A 15,248-nucleotide genomic window follows, 5' to 3' on the forward strand; every position below is an offset into this window, starting at 1 on the left:
GACTATTTTTAAGATAACCTGTGATACAAATATCTTCTCCAAAACCTATTGAGATGTTTTCTAGTTCAAACGGCTGTGCCATCCATTCAAATCCTTTACGCAAATAAGGGTAATATTGTTTTTTCTCCAAGTAGCTTGGGTGCGATGAAGGAAATAGCTTCTTGATCGTCTGTTGGAATGTAAGAAGGTCTTATCCATGTGATTTGATTGTTCTCCCTAAAAATCGCCTTTTATGAATGACTCCTAAGTTTTCATAACATAGGGGTAACTTTATCCAAAGAAGAAAAGTACATATTAAGATTTATCTTAGTCCTTTCCCTTTTCGAGTAGATATGCATAGATTAAACTTATGATGTAGTAGGCTCATGAAGAAAATGCCATCCTTTGTAGTTGTCTACTGAAAGAATAGATCTCTTTCAATTTTTTGTATATTAATTGGATGGCGATGTACCGTGCCCCCTTATTGTTAACGTAACGAGGGCTGGTTAGTATAGTAAGAATGGACTTTAGACATAAAAATGTGAAGGACTTTGTTACAGTAGGAGGCAAAAGAGAATGATTATAAGGGAAATGATTACAGATGACATACCTGAACTTGCACAGTTATATAGTCAATTTTGGAACGAAGAATCTTGTATCGAAACAATGCATAACCAGTTTAATAAACTTCAAAAAAATAACTCACACATATTGATCAGTGCTATTGAAAATAATAAACTAATTGGCTCAGTTATGGGAGTAATATGCGAGGAATTATATGGTGATTGTAAGCCTTTTTTAGTTCTTGAAAACATGATAGTTGATAAAAATTATAGGAACAAAGGGATTGGGAAAGCATTAATATCCAAGATTGAGGAAATTGCCACCAATAGGGATTGTACCCAGGTGATACTTGTAACAGAAAGTAATAGGTTTGATGCATGTAATTTCTATGAGTCAGCAGGATATAGCTCTCAAACTCATAAAGGGTTTAAAAAGAAGCTTAAATAATTGTATTGTAATAGGACCAATTGTCGTCAAGATAAGTAAAATGAATACCTCCAAAGCGATAAAATGAGCTTCTTTTTTACAAATAAGCCCAAAATTTCGTTTTGGGGTACTATTAAACCACACATGGAATGCAAAAAATTAAAGAGCCAATGTTCAAAGGTACATCACCTGGCATTGGTTCTATTTTATTGACTATTTTTTTAGGATTTCCAGTAATATAAATGTTTCACCAAAATGTTCAATTGTTATGTTTTCTAGACGGCTTGTACCATTAAATCGAATCCTTGTCAAAATAGGTGCAATGTGCCACTTTTCTTCAATGTTTTGGTGTGATGAAAGTCATAATGAAAAGAAAATCCCATACTTACTAGGACTATTTCTTTTTATTATAGATACATGAAAGATTGTGGCGCTCGTTTGATATTAAATTCGTTCAATTCTTTGGGCCGATTATATCTCCAAGATCAATATGAAATTGCTCCGATCTAAAAGGTAAAATTGATTTCAGTATTATCAAACAATAAAACAGGCAGCAACGCTGCCTTACATCTAGGAGGTACACGGTTGAAAGATGTTTTGTTGAATGTGGGAACAATCGTTAAAGCAGAAATAGGTGAAGAGATTCATACAATCTTGATTATTGGTAAGCGTCAAGTAAAGGAATATAAAAACAGTTATGACAATGAATACAGTTATAAAGCATTGGATTACATTGGGGTTCAGCTACCTGATGGCATCGAAGAAGGTATTTACCACTTCAATCATCTGGATATTGCGGAGATCATCTATGAACGGCATGTGGAACAGTAAATCCAAATGTAAAATCTAGTAATTAAAAATAAAACATGAAAAAAGAACAGTATTGGACATGATTGTTTTTGGAATAGTAGTGATTATTGTTTGCCTTGTCGTTCCAAAACACAACCAAGATAGCCAGAGGATTAGGACACAATCCGTATCTTATGGCTGGACTTGTAGAAATCCTCTTTGGTTCACTTCTATTCATTCGGGGTCGTAAGCGAACGTCCCAAAGAAATGTGCCAATATTCTTGGAACTTGGGTATTTCATTAGTTTGAGCTTTGTTACTGGAATTAATATGTATGGATTAGCTAAAGAAAATCTTGTTTTAGGTTCTATCGTTGGGTTAAGGATATCAGGAGCTAAGTGGTTGATGGAATCGGTACTTTTATGGCTTTGGGTCGACAGTCATAAGCCTTATCAAAAAAGTATTAGAGAACATATACAAGCAACCAAGCGAGATATCAAAGAAGAGAAAACGATTCAGCAAATCGAATGGATGAAATGGGAAGATCAGGAGCCAGATTTACGATTGATCAAAGAAGCTCGTTAGGCAGAAGAAAAACGAAAAGAGACAATAGGAGACGGGCTTCCTGAGTTTTTCCGAGTCGAATGGGAGCCAGCACAAGAGATTTTTATCACAACTACTCCCATGATAAAAGATGATCCACAAGAAATTGTTATAACCGTTAAAACGTCAAATAGGATTCCATCGTGAAGAGATGCAAAAAAATCTTCTAGTTTGTTCCAACCAAACATAAAGGCTAGAGAAAAAGCAATTCAAACAGCGAAGCAACTGTCAGAAGAGTTAGGCAGAACCCCAACCACAAAGGAGTTAATGGAACAATGATTAATTGAGCACTATTCTCGATTAGCACGTAAGGAGATTGAAAGCGCATAAACTTCAAAAGAGACGATGGGAGACGGTGTGAATATGATTGAAATTATGTCTCTTAGTAAATAACTCAAAAGCGTACAAAACTGCATGAGAGGAGGAACGGAGACGAACAATGATAATACCTATTGAACAGACAATTGTTATATATATACAACAATTGGCGGACTGTTTTTCTATCAACAAATAAGATTGTTTGATATACTCATCCCCTTGAGGGGTGAGACTATGGTTTATCTTCTTACAAGAAAAATCAGCCGTAAGTGGTCAAAGCTTTGAGTATTGGATTATACTGATTATGTTCATCTTGATAATGAACGATTGATATTAACCAAATTCAATCAAGTAAAACCAATGAATTCTTCAAGCTGTTGACGATCCTTCCATCGAATCGATCAAAAGCTGGATTCGTTCTTTTATGGAGAAAAAGACGATATCAGAAATCGTAATATCTGGGTGGATCTCTATGAGTGTTTCAATTTACTGTTGGACAACAGTCTTCTACGTACATAATGATCAATTAAAATAATTTCGTCATATCATCAATCCATCATTGATATTATCCTCATGACAAAAAATCGCTTAACATGTTTTTTTAGCAAATTCGAAATAACGCCATAAATCAGTGTCCCCCTCTTTCTTCAGAAAGAGGGGGACCCAGGCGAAGCGTCAGCTTACTCATCGCTTAGCAATCATACGATTGACTAGCGAATAACCTGGTTAGCGGGAGGTGTTCTTCTCCTCCTGCTTTGCGGCTATCTTACTTAGCCGTGGTCAATTCTTGGTATTCCTGTTCCCTGAAGTCCAATACCTCCTGGCATCGAGGGCTGTTGACGAACTCCGACACAGGCATAACAAGATCCATCCGCTGAATGCAGATGCCGACTACGTAACCTCCCCCCATAGCCTTGTAGAGTCGCATGCCATAATAGCCTTCTTGGCAGTCGATGGGGTTATTGAGGCTGCATCCCTGACAAGTGTCAGGAAGTCGGACCGTTCGGATTTTCTTGAAGTGAATCCTCCTTTTGTCAGGGAGTTCGTACACGGTTCGCGCGCCTGAGACTCCTGCTGTCACGTAGTTTGCGACCGGCTTGGCGTTCAGGTCGGCGAAGATTTGATGGATAGCATCGATGGATGCTTGACCATCATCCAGTGAGTTGAGCAGCCGAACGGACACCTCGCTGGAATACTGCTCCAGTAGGCGATGGACGCGAGGAATGTGGTCGTGGTTGACGACGACGATATTCGCACTCGCTTTGACGCCGTTGGAGAGAGCCGCGTCGATGCTCCTCGCCAAAGACCTCAGCTTCACTTCCGCCAGCTTTTCATTGCGGAACTTTTCGTTTTGCACTTCTGCCAACTCTTGAGGAGTTGTTCCGAAAATGGAAAAGTTCACGCGATCCAGACCCGCTGCCGCACTCGGCGGAATGGCCTTGGGGTTCTCTCCGTTGGAGGTCATCCCCACCTCATAGCCGTTCTCTGTAGCGGCTCGGACGATTTCGGCGACTCGGGGGTGCAGGGTCGGTTCTCCACCCGTGAGGTGGATTTCCGTTGTCCCGAATACCTCTCGAATCGCGTTCAGCGCTGCGATAAACTCAGCGTCTGGTTCAACAAGATCGGAAAGGAAGTTTACTCCGTTCGTCTTGCTGTAAATCGACCGTCGACCCGACTTCCCACCATCCTTCCAGATGGGGGTAGACCCTTCTTTGAAGGGACTGATAGGAAGAAGGTTGCGGTTGTCTGAAGACACCGGAACCCCCTCGTTGTGACAGAAGGTGCAGGTGAGCCCGCAAGCGTCACCGACCTTCACTCGGAGGGAGAGGTCCTTTTCTACATGCGTTGGAACAGTTACCACGATACCCTTTCGTTCTGGAATCTCCCGAAGAGAGATCCGCTAACTCCAGATGATTTGTCTGGATTCCTAGAACACGATTCCGATCAACTCCTTTTGATCGGTTGTCACGCCTACTGAGGAAAAGGTATTTCCTTCTGCTACTCGAATAGGCTTGTTCCATGTGTTCCTATTAATTATAACAATAAATCAGAAAATTAAAAACTAACATTCTTGCCACGAAATACGATTTGGCTAAAAAATGAAATGATCTTGCAGAATTATGTCGCTGTAGTACAAGCATCTCTTGCATACCTATATATTAGGTGGTGATGAGATGCTTGTTGTTATGGTACAAGGTGAATTAGCGAATAAACTCCGTCGGAATTGTTACGATTTTCTCATCGATAAGTATAGAAGGGAGAAACTAAGCGTTGATTGGAGTTTACGCACGTGTGAGTACAGAAGAACAAGCGAAGAAGGGGTTCAGTCTCAAGGATCAGATAAAGGAATGTCGGAAGAAAGCAAACAGTGCAGAGATCATTGAATATATCGATGATGGTTTTTCTGGTGAGTTTATTGATCGCCCTGCTCTTACTCAGCTGAGAGAAGATGCACGAAAAGGATTGATAAACAAGGTTATCTGTCTTGATCCAGATCGTTTATCAAGAAAACTAATGAATCAGCTTATCATTACTGATGAGCTAGACAAAAAAGAAATCAAGTTGGAGTTTGTAAATGGTGAATATGCTAAAACCCCAGAAGGAAATTTGTTTTATAGCCTGCGTGGTGCAATATCTGAGTTTGAAAAAGCAAAAATAAAAGAGCGTACAAGTCGAGGACGTAAAGAAAAAGCGAAACAAGGCAAAGTACTAAGGGATTTTGTTATATACGGTTATACATACAATAAGCAGACAGAACAATTAGAAATCAATGAAGAAGAAGCTAAAGTAGTAAAATTGATTTTTGATCTATTTACTAAGCCTAATGATATGGTAAAAGGTATTAATGGTATTGCAAAGTTTCTCACAGCACAGGGCGTTCCAACTAAAAGAGGAGCGAATGTTTGGCATCGGCAAGTGGTGCGACAAATCATACTAAATCCTGTTTATATGGGCGAGTTTTATCAGAACAAGTGGAATACAGAAGGTATGCTTGGTAATCAGTTTCGCTCTAAAGAAGAGAAAGTATCTATGAAACTACGATCAAAAGATGAATGGATTAAAATTCCTTGTCCTCCTATAGTTGACGAAGCAACCTACCACCATGCACAAAAATTAATAAGAGATTCCAGAAGACGTTTTGCCAAAGAGAGCCTATATTCGTATTTATTAAGCGGGATATTACGCTGTGGAAAATGTGGAAATACGCTTACTGGAAGAAAAGCGAAAAACTGGGGTAAATATGAGTTTGAGTATACAGATAAGAAAAATTATTCTGGAGCAAAACACCCTGGATGTGGTCTTCACATGAAGTGTGAGGAACTGGATACACATGTTTGGAATCAGTTATTAGAGTGGTTGGATCAGCCAGATGAGATTACAGCTACTATTGCTGATGGAATGATTTCAGAGAATGAAATTGGGACATTTGAACAAGTAGAAATGGAAAGATTAGAGCGGGAGATTGAAAAGACGAAAAAGGCAAGGAAAAAGGTATTAAAGCTATTTGCATTTGCAGATGAGGAGGATATGACAGAAGAGGAAATAAAACAATCTATCCGTGAATTAAAGGATAAAGAGAATGAGTTGGAACAAAAGTTATTGAGTTTACAGCAGAAAGTAAAACAAGATGAGGAACATCATTATACTGCTGAAGTATTGCGAGATGCAGCTGAATACTATTTAAGTAAAAAAGGAGAACAAGAGTTTACTTTCGAGGATAAACAACATCTAATCCGCCAAGTGGTTAGGGAAATAGTGCTGTATGATGATCGTGTAGAAATCTACACGTTTTAGATATATCTGTAACTAAATACATGAAATGACTTTATCTAGTACATAAATCAGTCGCGGTGGTGTTTCACCATGATCTGTTGAACCCAGTATAACACCACCATTGTTTCTTGCAGATCGAGACCTCTTACTGGCTGGACCGTTTATTGATCTCGGACAGACCCGCTTCGAGCGTCTGGTATTAGGCCGATTAAGTTGACCATATGAGATCAACTCGACTATTCTGTGATCATGAGCTCACGAGGAACATTCTCGTGTACCTAGCTCCTTTTTATCTCCTATTTTCAGCTAACCTCCTACCTCTCTTTGACATCAAACATACATACCCATCTACCTGAACTGAATGTTATCTCTATGTAAGAGAAGTCTTTATTCCACCTTTTTGAGGTTTGTCAGGTAGGTCAAGCTTCAATGTTGTTAGTATAAATGAAATCCCTTATAAACAACGGCATTTCGCCTTTGTATATCGATTAGCCTTTGCCTTTTTTCGTTTTTTGTTTTTGGGAACAGAGCAGTTTTTTATCATAGGTACAATATTTCGCTGTAATTCTTGTATCAAACACAAATAGAGGATGTCCTTTTTCTAATCATCCTCTTCTAAAATCATTCGAATCAAGCGGTTTTTTAGTTTTCCAATGAGAATTTTTTTGTTGGTGTGGTATTCTTCATCAGGACTCAAGTTGTTTTTTATATGTTAATGAAATAACTTTATAAGTTTATATACCAAAACACTTAAATAATAATTGCTTTAATCACATTAGAAGATAGGCGTAATATTTGAAATTTTAGTAATGAAATATCAGCTGCCTAATTATAATGATATGAGTACGAATTATGATATGTGGGTGGTGGGGAACATTACAACATTTTATTTTTAAACAATGATGCAGTTTTAACGATAATTTAGTTTACAAATTGAATATGGGGCAACAACCTTTGAATGAAGGATCGTTATCGTAAGCCGACACATTTAACCAGTTATACTATCATTGTTTCATCAGTATGATGCACATCAATTGCGATGAGTCTAAATTAATGTGTACAGGGGGAGTACAATGGATACAAAAGAATCCTCTTTATATAAAGAAAAAAATGATGATTATTATGAAGGTGCCAATCCTTATTTGTTAAAACATATAAATAAGGGATGGACTGAAGTTCTTGATATTGGCTGTTCTAAAGGGGGATTAGGAGCTGCGATAAAAGAAAAGGGGATACGGGTTTCGGGTATTGAAAATTTTGAAGAAGCAGCACAAATCGCAAAAGGAAAGTTGGATCATGTAATCCAAGGAAATATAGAAACAATGGAATTGCCATATGAGAAAGAGCAATTTGATTGTATTATTTTTGGAGACGTACTAGAACATTTATTTGATCCGTGGGTTGTTTTAAAGAAAGTAAAACCTTATGTAAAAAAAGAAGGAAGTATCCTAACAAGTATACCAAACGCTGCCCACATTTCAATAGTGATTTCTCTGCTTAACGGAGATTGGACATATGAAGAAGCTGGATTAATGGATAAAACACATATTCGTTTCTTTACGTTTAAGGAGATGGTGCGTCTATTTACAAATACGGGTTTTTCGATTAATAAAGTTGAGCGTGTATATGCTCCCTATGGTAATTATATTCCGATTATTCAAGATTTATATGAAGTTTGTAGAAAACATAATATTGGAAATGAATTTATGATGGAAACACCTGTTTATCAATATGTGATTGAAGCAGTGAAAGTGTGATTGAAACAGTGAAAACGATTTATTTGTTACATGTATAAACATCTGTTTTCATAAACAGAAAAGAAAGGAATATCATGTTGAAAGAAAAGACGATTTTAGTGATCGTTTGTGTGAATAATGAAGAGTTATTTACACAATGTGAGAGGCAAATTAAAAATGTAGTTGTTCCTTCAGGGTATCAAGTTCATATATATCCAATCCATTCTGCGACAAGTATGACAAGCGCTTATAATCAAGCAATATTAAATCCGGCGAAGTATAAAGTATATCTACACCAAGATACATTTCTTATCAATCGTAACTTATTTATTGATCTTATTTCTCTTTTTACATCCAATGAAAAACTCGGGTTAATCGGAGTAACGGGGAGTGAATTTTTACCTAGTAATGGTATTTGGTGGGAAGGGAGAAATTTAGTAGGGCAAGTTATTGAGTATAGAAGACAAAATTATCAATTATTAAGTTTTGACAAAGGTTTTTATGAACCAAAGCCTTTTACTTCTGTTCAGGCAATAGATGGTTTGTTTATGGCGACGCAGTATGATTTGCCATGGAGAGATGATTTGTTTGATGGCTTTCATTTCTATGATGTTTCACAGTCACTTGAATTTCGTAGAGCAGGCTATTTAGTTGGTGTTCCTAACCAAATGAGACCGTGGTGTCTTCACTATAGTGGAGATGAGTTTGATGCGGTTTCCTATGGAAAATACCAACAAATTTTTCTAAAGAACTATATGAATGATCTAATCCCGATTTAAAGGGGAATTAGGATTGAGGAGTATTATTTTGGCAGGAGGAACAGGATCAAAACCAATGTTGTCTGGTTAGTTCAATCCACTCATAATAACATGCATAGTAATGATACAGATCCAAATTTTCTATTCTGTAAAATCTTTGTGGTATGGGGCACATGGAGGAGCCACTCTAGAATTAATTAGATAGTTAAAGTGTAGAGTGGCTATTTTTACTTGCTAGATAGTGATAAACAATGGTACGGTAGATCTCCATTATTTCAGCAATATCTTTAATGGAGGGGTTATTTGCAGCAAGTGATTTGATCATTTTCTCTTCCTTCCATCTCCTAATTTCTCAGATTGATCACCTAACTGCCTTCTTGTATGAGCCGCAGCTCGTCCTGTCCCTGTTCTCTGACGAATCAAATTTCGTTCGAACTCAGCAGATGTTCGGATTGTGTGAAGTGCTTCTTTCGCATATCCGCACCCTGATTCAGGATGTACTGCCCATGGTAGAATTCCCTGAAGAGGGGTGAGATGTTTTCTTGTTGGCCAAGTGACAGGTGAAGTAGGGAGCCAAGCGCTAGTAGCGCATCAACTCCCCCTTCCCGAACCGTACGTGCAGCTTTCACCGCATACGGCTCTCCAGAAACGCTATTTACCTGAATAGTGCTTCTACCTCTTCGGAGCTGATGACTCATCCGAGTCACTTCGATTTGAGTAAAAGCTCGTTTCCTGTGATCCTTCTCCATGTCTCTTCCATTACGAAGAGCATTCGAGTACTATGATCACTCCGTGACCTTATCCCTTGCGGGACTTAGGTCATCCCCAAGTAGCCTGAATGTCTCGCTCTACACGTAGGTGTCCCGTTCATCACTATCCACTCCTTGTGGTTGGCTCTTGGTAGGAGTTCTACTAAGTCAGAACCCTTAACCTAGTAGTACCAAGTCATGGGTTTCAGCACTTTTCCCAAGGGACATGGTGCTATCCGCCGTAACTGGGATTCAAGCAGTGTAGCTTTCACCATATGTAGCCTAGCTGACTTGCATCTTGTTCACAGTGCTAGAACTCACAAGCCTTTTTCACGTCATGCTGCTGTCCCCTCAGTCCTTTCGGGTGATGGTAAGACGCTGCTTTATTCACATTTACTCCAGTGAGACTGCCATCGGCAGTAAAGATATTCAAGCCTCATGGGCGCACGGTTCCTACCATAGACCGCAAAGTAGAAGGTAAGTTATTCATTGGAAAGATCGTCAATCGCTTGAACAGTTAATTCCAATGCTTTAATTCTTTTTTCTAAAAGCGTTTTTTGGGGACTACCTGTCTTTGACTTAGCATAATTGTTCTCAATTGATGGAAATAAACCAGTAAGAACATTGCGAGCTTCCGCTAAATCTTCCTGAGTGTAATGATGAGGTCTTTGATTCCAGACGTTTTCTAGTATGGCTAAACTGACATACATAGCATTGAGTCTTTTTTTACTAATGTAGTATTTGCACCTTTCTGAGTCATCTTGGACAAGGCATTTTCGAGTTTACTGATTGTAGATTGTAGATTGATTCCAATTTATCTATATGTGATACGTTTTCCATGTTAAGTTGCTGTCCTTTCTTTGTTTCTTAATTATTTTTCGTTAAAAATCTGATTTTACAAGCTCCATTATTTTTTTATCTCATCACTCAAAGATAACTATCATAATCGTACAACATTTACGCAATCTTTCAGTTTAGCAACAAAATACGCTAGATTTTCATACGTTTTTATCATTTAATATTGTTGTTCGTCTTTAAGGTTACACTTTAAGGAATAAGAAAATCTGATGGATATAATCTATACACCGAAACAAATTGCCGAATAACTTTTGAGGATAAGCAACACCTAATCCGTCAAGTAGTTAGGGAAATAGTGCTGTATGATGATCGTGTAGAAATCTACACGTTTTAAAAGAATTTATGCACAAAAAAGAGGTTCCGACAGTCGCCAGAACCTTTTTATTTTAATACTTTCGTATTTTGAAGTTTTCTTTGAGCAGTGACCAGTTCTCAGGGAAATCTTCACCAAGAACCCAATAGGCGATGCCTCGAAGTCGGTACTCTTTGATTAAGTTAAATTTGGCTTGGGCACTTTGATTGTTTTCATACCAGATTACATGTTTTTTGTTATGTTTGTCCGTGTAGAAATAATAGGGAGCTTGATCACGGTTACTGTATTGGATCTTTAGCGAATTTTTTTGAGCGAATATCTCGGATTCCTGAGGTGACACTCGTTTCGCTTTAGGGCCGCCTTTTCTATATGGCAGTGTCCAGTCATAACCGTATAGGGGAGCTCCCATGATGATTTTTTCTCTAGGGATCTTAGAAACAGCATAATCTACAACTTTACGAACTTGAGGAATTGGCGAGACTGCCATTGGGGGTCCACCAGTCCAACCCCATTCATAGGTCATGAGGATGACAAAATCTGCTATTTTTCCATGAAATGCATAATCATGGGCACCATGCCAAGGACCAGATTGTTTGTCACTAGATTTTGGAGCTAAGGCGGTAGATACTATATATCCTTGTTTTTTGACCTCTGGTAATAAAGTTGCCAAAAATCCATTGTATAACTCTCTGTCTCTTTCGTAGATATGTTCAAAGTCTACGTTTAAGGCTCGATATCCTTTTTCCTTCATGACACGAAGTACATTCTGAATCAGCCGTTTAGATGCTGTTGGATCCGTAAAGATCTGATGGGCGATATCTGGTTGGAAATTTCCTTTAGCGAAGTTAGTAATCACTAACATCGGCACTGCATTTTTCTTTTTTGTAGTTGCCAGAGGGGAAGCATCATTGATCGAAATTAAATCTCCATTGCCTTGAGCACGATAACTAAAAAAAGCAACATAAGTCAAATTTTTCGCTGCTTCTTTGACATCCTTAACAGCTTGAGTTGGGATCACTGATTCCAAAAAACCAATAGACTCAATGTCTGTTTTTACTCTTTTAGTTGGAAGTGTATTATCTCCTCTTTTAACAGGTAACATTCTGCCTCTACTCGTCATTTGTTCTAAGTTTGATTGAGACCGATTGTTCGAAGGATTTTCCTTCTTGCTTTGTGGGTTTGTCGTGCATCCTTGCAATAACATAATAAATAAAATGCAGATCATACAAATTTTTCTCATCTTTATCTCCTTTTTTATTTGTTAAATATAATACTTCTCTTATTTTGTTTTTTTATTCGCCATATATAACTCGGATAGTAATCGATGTTTAAAACAACTTTTGAACAGCTGGAAACAAGAAATGGAAAGTAGAACGGAAAGAAGAACGGAAAGAATAGATGAGAAGAAATGAATCGAGTTGTTTTTTGAGATGGGAAAAAGCCGGAGGGAAAATGAAACAATCAATATTTGAGAAGAAAGAAGATGGGAACTTATCGACAAGTCGGTATGGAAATGTGATTCGATGACCGTGTAGAAATCTACACGTTATAAATGTCCCTTAAGCACTACTATTGACATTAGGATAGAAATATTAATGCATCTTCGTTCATTAAAAAAAGCTCGTAAAGATGTATCTTTACATGACCCAATCGGAACAGATAAAGAAGGTAATGAGATGCCTTTGACCTTATATATATGAACAAAGGTATCAAAGCTTTAGAAAAGACAAAAATAAGTTGAGCCAGCTCACATTTAAAGAGAAACAACCAAGCAGTTTTTGGGAGATTTCCAAGGTTATGTGCATGTGGGTATGTGTCTAACAAAGTAATTGAAAACCGAACCGATATCACCTTAGTAGCTGGGCAAATGTTCGCCGTAAGTTTGACGGAGTACGAAAAACTCTTCTTGTTTTCATCTGATACTTTTGAACAAGCTGAAGAACTTTATCTCTGAACTTAGTCGCGAGTGTATGGTGATCATCTCATGAAGAGTGGATCTAATCCCAATCCATTATTTATAACTCCAATCTAAATACGCTCTAATACTATTCTATTCAATCATTACTAAAACCGATCATTTGCATCGGAATCCGAAATTGTTACTTTTTACGGGGGAAAGTACACTAGAACTATAAACATCAACATATAAAAACTAGGAGGCGTTTTAACAATGTCACAATCAATCATACATACAGGAAAAGTACTGTTTTAGGGTGGCTTAAAATTATATCTGAGTCTCAATTAGACATTCAGACAGAAAGATTTAATAGTACAATTCGCCTGAATAAATACTCTACTCTATGCTTCGGAAGCCTATCTTCAATTCCAGTACAATATGAGGAACTGTTTAATTCTGGAATGAAGCATTCAGATTGGACAATAGTTCCACCATCGAAGGAAGAATTAAACCAATTGTTAATTATGAAAAATCTATATAAGTAATCTCTATTACATGATATGTTTCTTTTGATTGTAATATATAAATGGAATTAGTTATCTTGGACAACAAAAAAGGACGGATAAAAACAATGAAACCAGTAGACGTATTGCAAAGCTATTTTGAAAGCTTACATGACCCAGAACTGGCTCTAAAATATGTCCATGAGGATGCAAAATTTACTGCTGCTAAGGAATTTGGCAACCACCATTTCTATGGACTATATTGTGGGATAGAAGAAGTAAGAAGTTTGTTAGCTAAGTTTCAAAAAGATTTAGATACACAAGATTTCCGTATTTATAAAATCATTGGTGATGAAACAACTGCTTTTGCTTGGGGAAAGTTTATACATCGAGTACGAACTACTAATAAACTTTTTGAAAGTCCTTGGGCTGTGGTAGTCGAAATAGAAGATAACAAGATTAAATTATTCCAAGGATTCGAAGATACTGCTGGCTTGGAAGAATCATTTCGAAAGGACTAAAGTAAAAGCTTCTTCATTTGGTTACTACACATCAAACGAAGAAGCTTTAATAAATTTTTATTTCATTGAGGGTAAGAGACCATATTATGGTATTTATATGACGAACTATGTTCTTGAGAAATTCCTTCGTAAAAATAAGATTAACACCATCCAAAGGAGTTTGTTCACCTCCTTTGAAGAACAGTCCAATAGACCAGAAAATGGGAATAGTCCTACTGATTAGAACCCTGTCTTATTAGTTTGTAACAAAGTGATCTATGGACTCAATCAGATTGAATTATCTTTGACCTTATATATGATCAAAGGCATCAGAGTTCCTCTGATCTTATGGCTACTGGTGATAACAATAATAATATAATAATAAACAATATAAATTTATTGTAAAATGAAGTAGGTTCAACCACTTTCTTAAAGGTGGTTATTTTTCTTGCTGGAATTGCAGTGCTTGCTTTTTGTATTTATTGGCTGCCTGAAATAGCCGTTAAAGACGCTAGGGTACATCCAGATACGGCTTACTTCCTTATCCCCTTTTTAGTTTGTGCATACGGATTTTGTATTACTTTTTCTGTTGTGTTGTATCAAGCATTTAAACTATTAACCTATATCGAAGAGAACAATGCTTTCTCTGAGTTATCCCTTAGATCTTTGAGGATTATAAAGAAATGTACTTTTGCAGTCATTTTATTCATTTTATTAGGGGTCGTAAGTTTAATAGTGCTTGCTAAAGTTACAGGTGAAGATGCAGCAGGTCCAATATCACTAAGTCTAATGGGTATTTTCTTAACAAGTACCGTAGCTGCTTTTGTAGGTGTTCTTCAAAAACCGATTAAAAATTTCCTGAAAAAAATGCAGTAAAAATGTGAGGTATTTAGTTTAAGCGAAGTCACAACATTGTTTTTAAAAATAGCTGTATTACGATAGGACTACTTGTGCACTTGCTTTGTGTATATTTTTAGTTCCTCATATGGCGAATTTTGCAGCAAAATTGTATCCAAATATTGCCTCAGAAATATCTTGTTTTCATCGTGGATGTATGGAGTGGCTATGTCTTTTTACCTTGCTCTCTATCATACTTTCAATATTTTACAGATAATTCCGGGGATATATATATAGTTATCATAATTATCTGTAAATTATTTATAATTTCCTGAGAGGTTGGATACGAGAGAAATCATAGTTTATAGTTTATACTCTAATTAAGTAAAACCGCTTGAATAAATTTACAATTGTATAAAAAGGAAGACTGACATTAATATGATCCCCGAATAGTAGATAGGAAAAAGAAAGATGTCCTATTGTTTTACTTAAGAGGGGATTTTTTCATGGGGAAAATCAGAAAAACATATGCCTTAGCATTCAAGAAGAAAGCGGAGGGGGAACCGCATACATCCATCAAGTTAAGAGCTGCACTCGGCGAATCATTTCTTCTAGATGGGAATAATCCAACTACAGTATCCTAGG

Annotated in this window: 13 protein-coding genes and 3 pseudogenes; 12 read left to right on the plus strand and 4 right to left on the minus strand. The window is 37.2% G+C overall.

Going from position 1 to position 15,248, the window contains the following annotated elements; translation table 11 throughout:
• Nucleotides 1-555 precede the first annotated feature (555 nt).
• The 3 genes from GSM42_RS06830 to GSM42_RS06840 all read left to right on the plus strand — a co-directional run bounded on the left by GSM42_RS06830 (nt 556) and on the right by GSM42_RS06840 (nt 2,342).
• Nucleotides 556-990 carry a GNAT family N-acetyltransferase gene (locus tag GSM42_RS06830; RefSeq protein ID WP_160800812.1) on the plus strand — a complete coding sequence of 145 codons (435 nt, stop codon included), beginning with the start codon at nt 556-558 and terminating at the stop codon, nt 988-990.
• Nucleotides 991-1,554: 564 nt separating this feature from the next.
• Nucleotides 1,555-1,800: a DUF4176 domain-containing protein gene (locus GSM42_RS06835; protein ID WP_160800813.1), complete on the plus strand. Its 246-nt coding sequence runs from the start codon at nt 1,555-1,557 to the stop codon at nt 1,798-1,800.
• 362 nt (nt 1,801-2,162) lie between these two features.
• Nucleotides 2,163-2,342 carry a hypothetical protein gene (locus GSM42_RS06840; RefSeq protein ID WP_160800814.1) on the plus strand — a complete coding sequence of 60 codons (180 nt, stop codon included), beginning with the start codon at nt 2,163-2,165 and terminating at the stop codon, nt 2,340-2,342.
• A 1,102-nt stretch (nt 2,343-3,444) separates the two neighbouring features.
• Here the strand turns inward: GSM42_RS06840 and GSM42_RS06845 are convergent.
• Nucleotides 3,445-4,539 (minus strand): radical SAM protein, encoded by a 1,095-nt coding sequence (locus tag GSM42_RS06845; RefSeq protein WP_160800815.1) that lies wholly within the window; start codon nt 4,537-4,539, stop codon nt 3,445-3,447.
• Nucleotides 4,540-4,949: 410 nt separating this feature from the next.
• Between GSM42_RS06845 and GSM42_RS06850 the strand changes: the two genes are divergently transcribed.
• From GSM42_RS06850 to GSM42_RS06860, 3 genes are all read left to right on the plus strand, one after another.
• Entirely contained in the window at nt 4,950-6,473 is a 1,524-nt protein-coding gene (locus GSM42_RS06850; protein WP_160800816.1) for a recombinase family protein, read from the plus strand.
• 1,052 nt (nt 6,474-7,525) lie between these two features.
• A complete protein-coding gene (locus tag GSM42_RS06855) occupies nt 7,526-8,209 on the plus strand; it encodes a class I SAM-dependent methyltransferase (RefSeq protein WP_160800817.1) in 684 nt (227 codons plus the stop codon).
• A gap of 77 nt (nt 8,210-8,286) precedes the next feature.
• Nucleotides 8,287-8,967, plus strand: coding sequence for a glycosyltransferase family protein (locus tag GSM42_RS06860; protein WP_160801102.1), 681 nt, complete (start codon nt 8,287-8,289; stop codon nt 8,965-8,967).
• Between the two features lie 398 nt (nt 8,968-9,365).
• Here GSM42_RS06860 and GSM42_RS06865 read toward each other — a convergent pair whose 3' ends face one another.
• From GSM42_RS06865 to GSM42_RS06875, 3 genes and pseudogenes are all read right to left on the minus strand, one after another.
• Entirely contained in the window at nt 9,366-9,644 is a 279-nt protein-coding gene (locus GSM42_RS06865) for a hypothetical protein (protein WP_160800818.1), read from the minus strand.
• 533 nt (nt 9,645-10,177) lie between these two features.
• A pseudogene (locus GSM42_RS06870) lies at nt 10,178-10,535 on the minus strand (hypothetical protein).
• A gap of 404 nt (nt 10,536-10,939) precedes the next feature.
• Nucleotides 10,940-12,106: a glycosyl hydrolase family 18 protein gene (locus tag GSM42_RS06875; RefSeq protein WP_160800819.1), complete on the minus strand. Its 1,167-nt coding sequence runs from the start codon at nt 12,104-12,106 to the stop codon at nt 10,940-10,942.
• A 337-nt stretch (nt 12,107-12,443) separates the two neighbouring features.
• On the opposite strand from GSM42_RS06875, the pseudogene GSM42_RS06880 reads away from it, so the two are divergent.
• The 6 genes and pseudogenes from GSM42_RS06880 to GSM42_RS06900 form a co-directional block, all read left to right on the plus strand.
• Nucleotides 12,444-12,551, plus strand: a pseudogene (locus tag GSM42_RS06880) (flagellar biosynthesis protein FliA); the annotation flags it as partial.
• A gap of 128 nt (nt 12,552-12,679) precedes the next feature.
• Nucleotides 12,680-12,820 carry a hypothetical protein gene (locus tag GSM42_RS06885; RefSeq protein WP_160800820.1) on the plus strand — a complete coding sequence of 47 codons (141 nt, stop codon included), beginning with the start codon at nt 12,680-12,682 and terminating at the stop codon, nt 12,818-12,820.
• A 544-nt stretch (nt 12,821-13,364) separates the two neighbouring features.
• Nucleotides 13,365-13,787 (plus strand): nuclear transport factor 2 family protein, encoded by a 423-nt coding sequence (locus tag GSM42_RS06890; protein ID WP_160800821.1) that lies wholly within the window; start codon nt 13,365-13,367, stop codon nt 13,785-13,787.
• A gap of 441 nt (nt 13,788-14,228) precedes the next feature.
• Complete coding sequence (locus GSM42_RS06895) at nt 14,229-14,642, plus strand: DUF2975 domain-containing protein (RefSeq protein WP_420820976.1); 414 nt, start codon at nt 14,229-14,231, stop codon at nt 14,640-14,642.
• A 36-nt stretch (nt 14,643-14,678) separates the two neighbouring features.
• Nucleotides 14,679-14,882: pseudogene (locus GSM42_RS21145) on the plus strand (DUF2975 domain-containing protein); the annotation flags it as partial.
• Between the two features lie 227 nt (nt 14,883-15,109).
• Nucleotides 15,110-15,247, plus strand: a complete 138-nt coding sequence (locus tag GSM42_RS06900) for a hypothetical protein (RefSeq protein ID WP_160800822.1) — start codon at nt 15,110-15,112, stop codon at nt 15,245-15,247.
• Nucleotide 15,248: the final 1 nt, after the last annotated feature.

The organism is Shimazuella alba (assembly GCF_009831235.1).
GTDB classification, from domain to species: Bacteria; Bacillota; Bacilli; order Thermoactinomycetales; family Thermoactinomycetaceae; genus Shimazuella; species Shimazuella alba.

What these genes read in the sequence shown, in the direction of transcription:
- GSM42_RS06855 (WP_160800817.1), top strand. Translation starts at nt 7,526, where the DNA reads ATGGATACAAAAGAATCCTCTTTATATAAAGAAAAAAATGATGATTAT.
- GSM42_RS06875 (WP_160800819.1), bottom strand. Translation starts at nt 12,106, where the DNA reads ATGAGAAAAATTTGTATGATCTGCATTTTATTTATTATGTTATTGCAA.
- GSM42_RS06830 (WP_160800812.1), top strand. Translation starts at nt 556, where the DNA reads ATGATTATAAGGGAAATGATTACAGATGACATACCTGAACTTGCACAG.
- GSM42_RS06900 (WP_160800822.1), top strand. Translation starts at nt 15,110, where the DNA reads ATGGGGAAAATCAGAAAAACATATGCCTTAGCATTCAAGAAGAAAGCG.
- GSM42_RS06840 (WP_160800814.1), top strand. Translation starts at nt 2,163, where the DNA reads ATGGAATCGGTACTTTTATGGCTTTGGGTCGACAGTCATAAGCCTTAT.
- GSM42_RS06865 (WP_160800818.1), bottom strand. Translation starts at nt 9,644, where the DNA reads ATGAGTCATCAGCTCCGAAGAGGTAGAAGCACTATTCAGGTAAATAGC.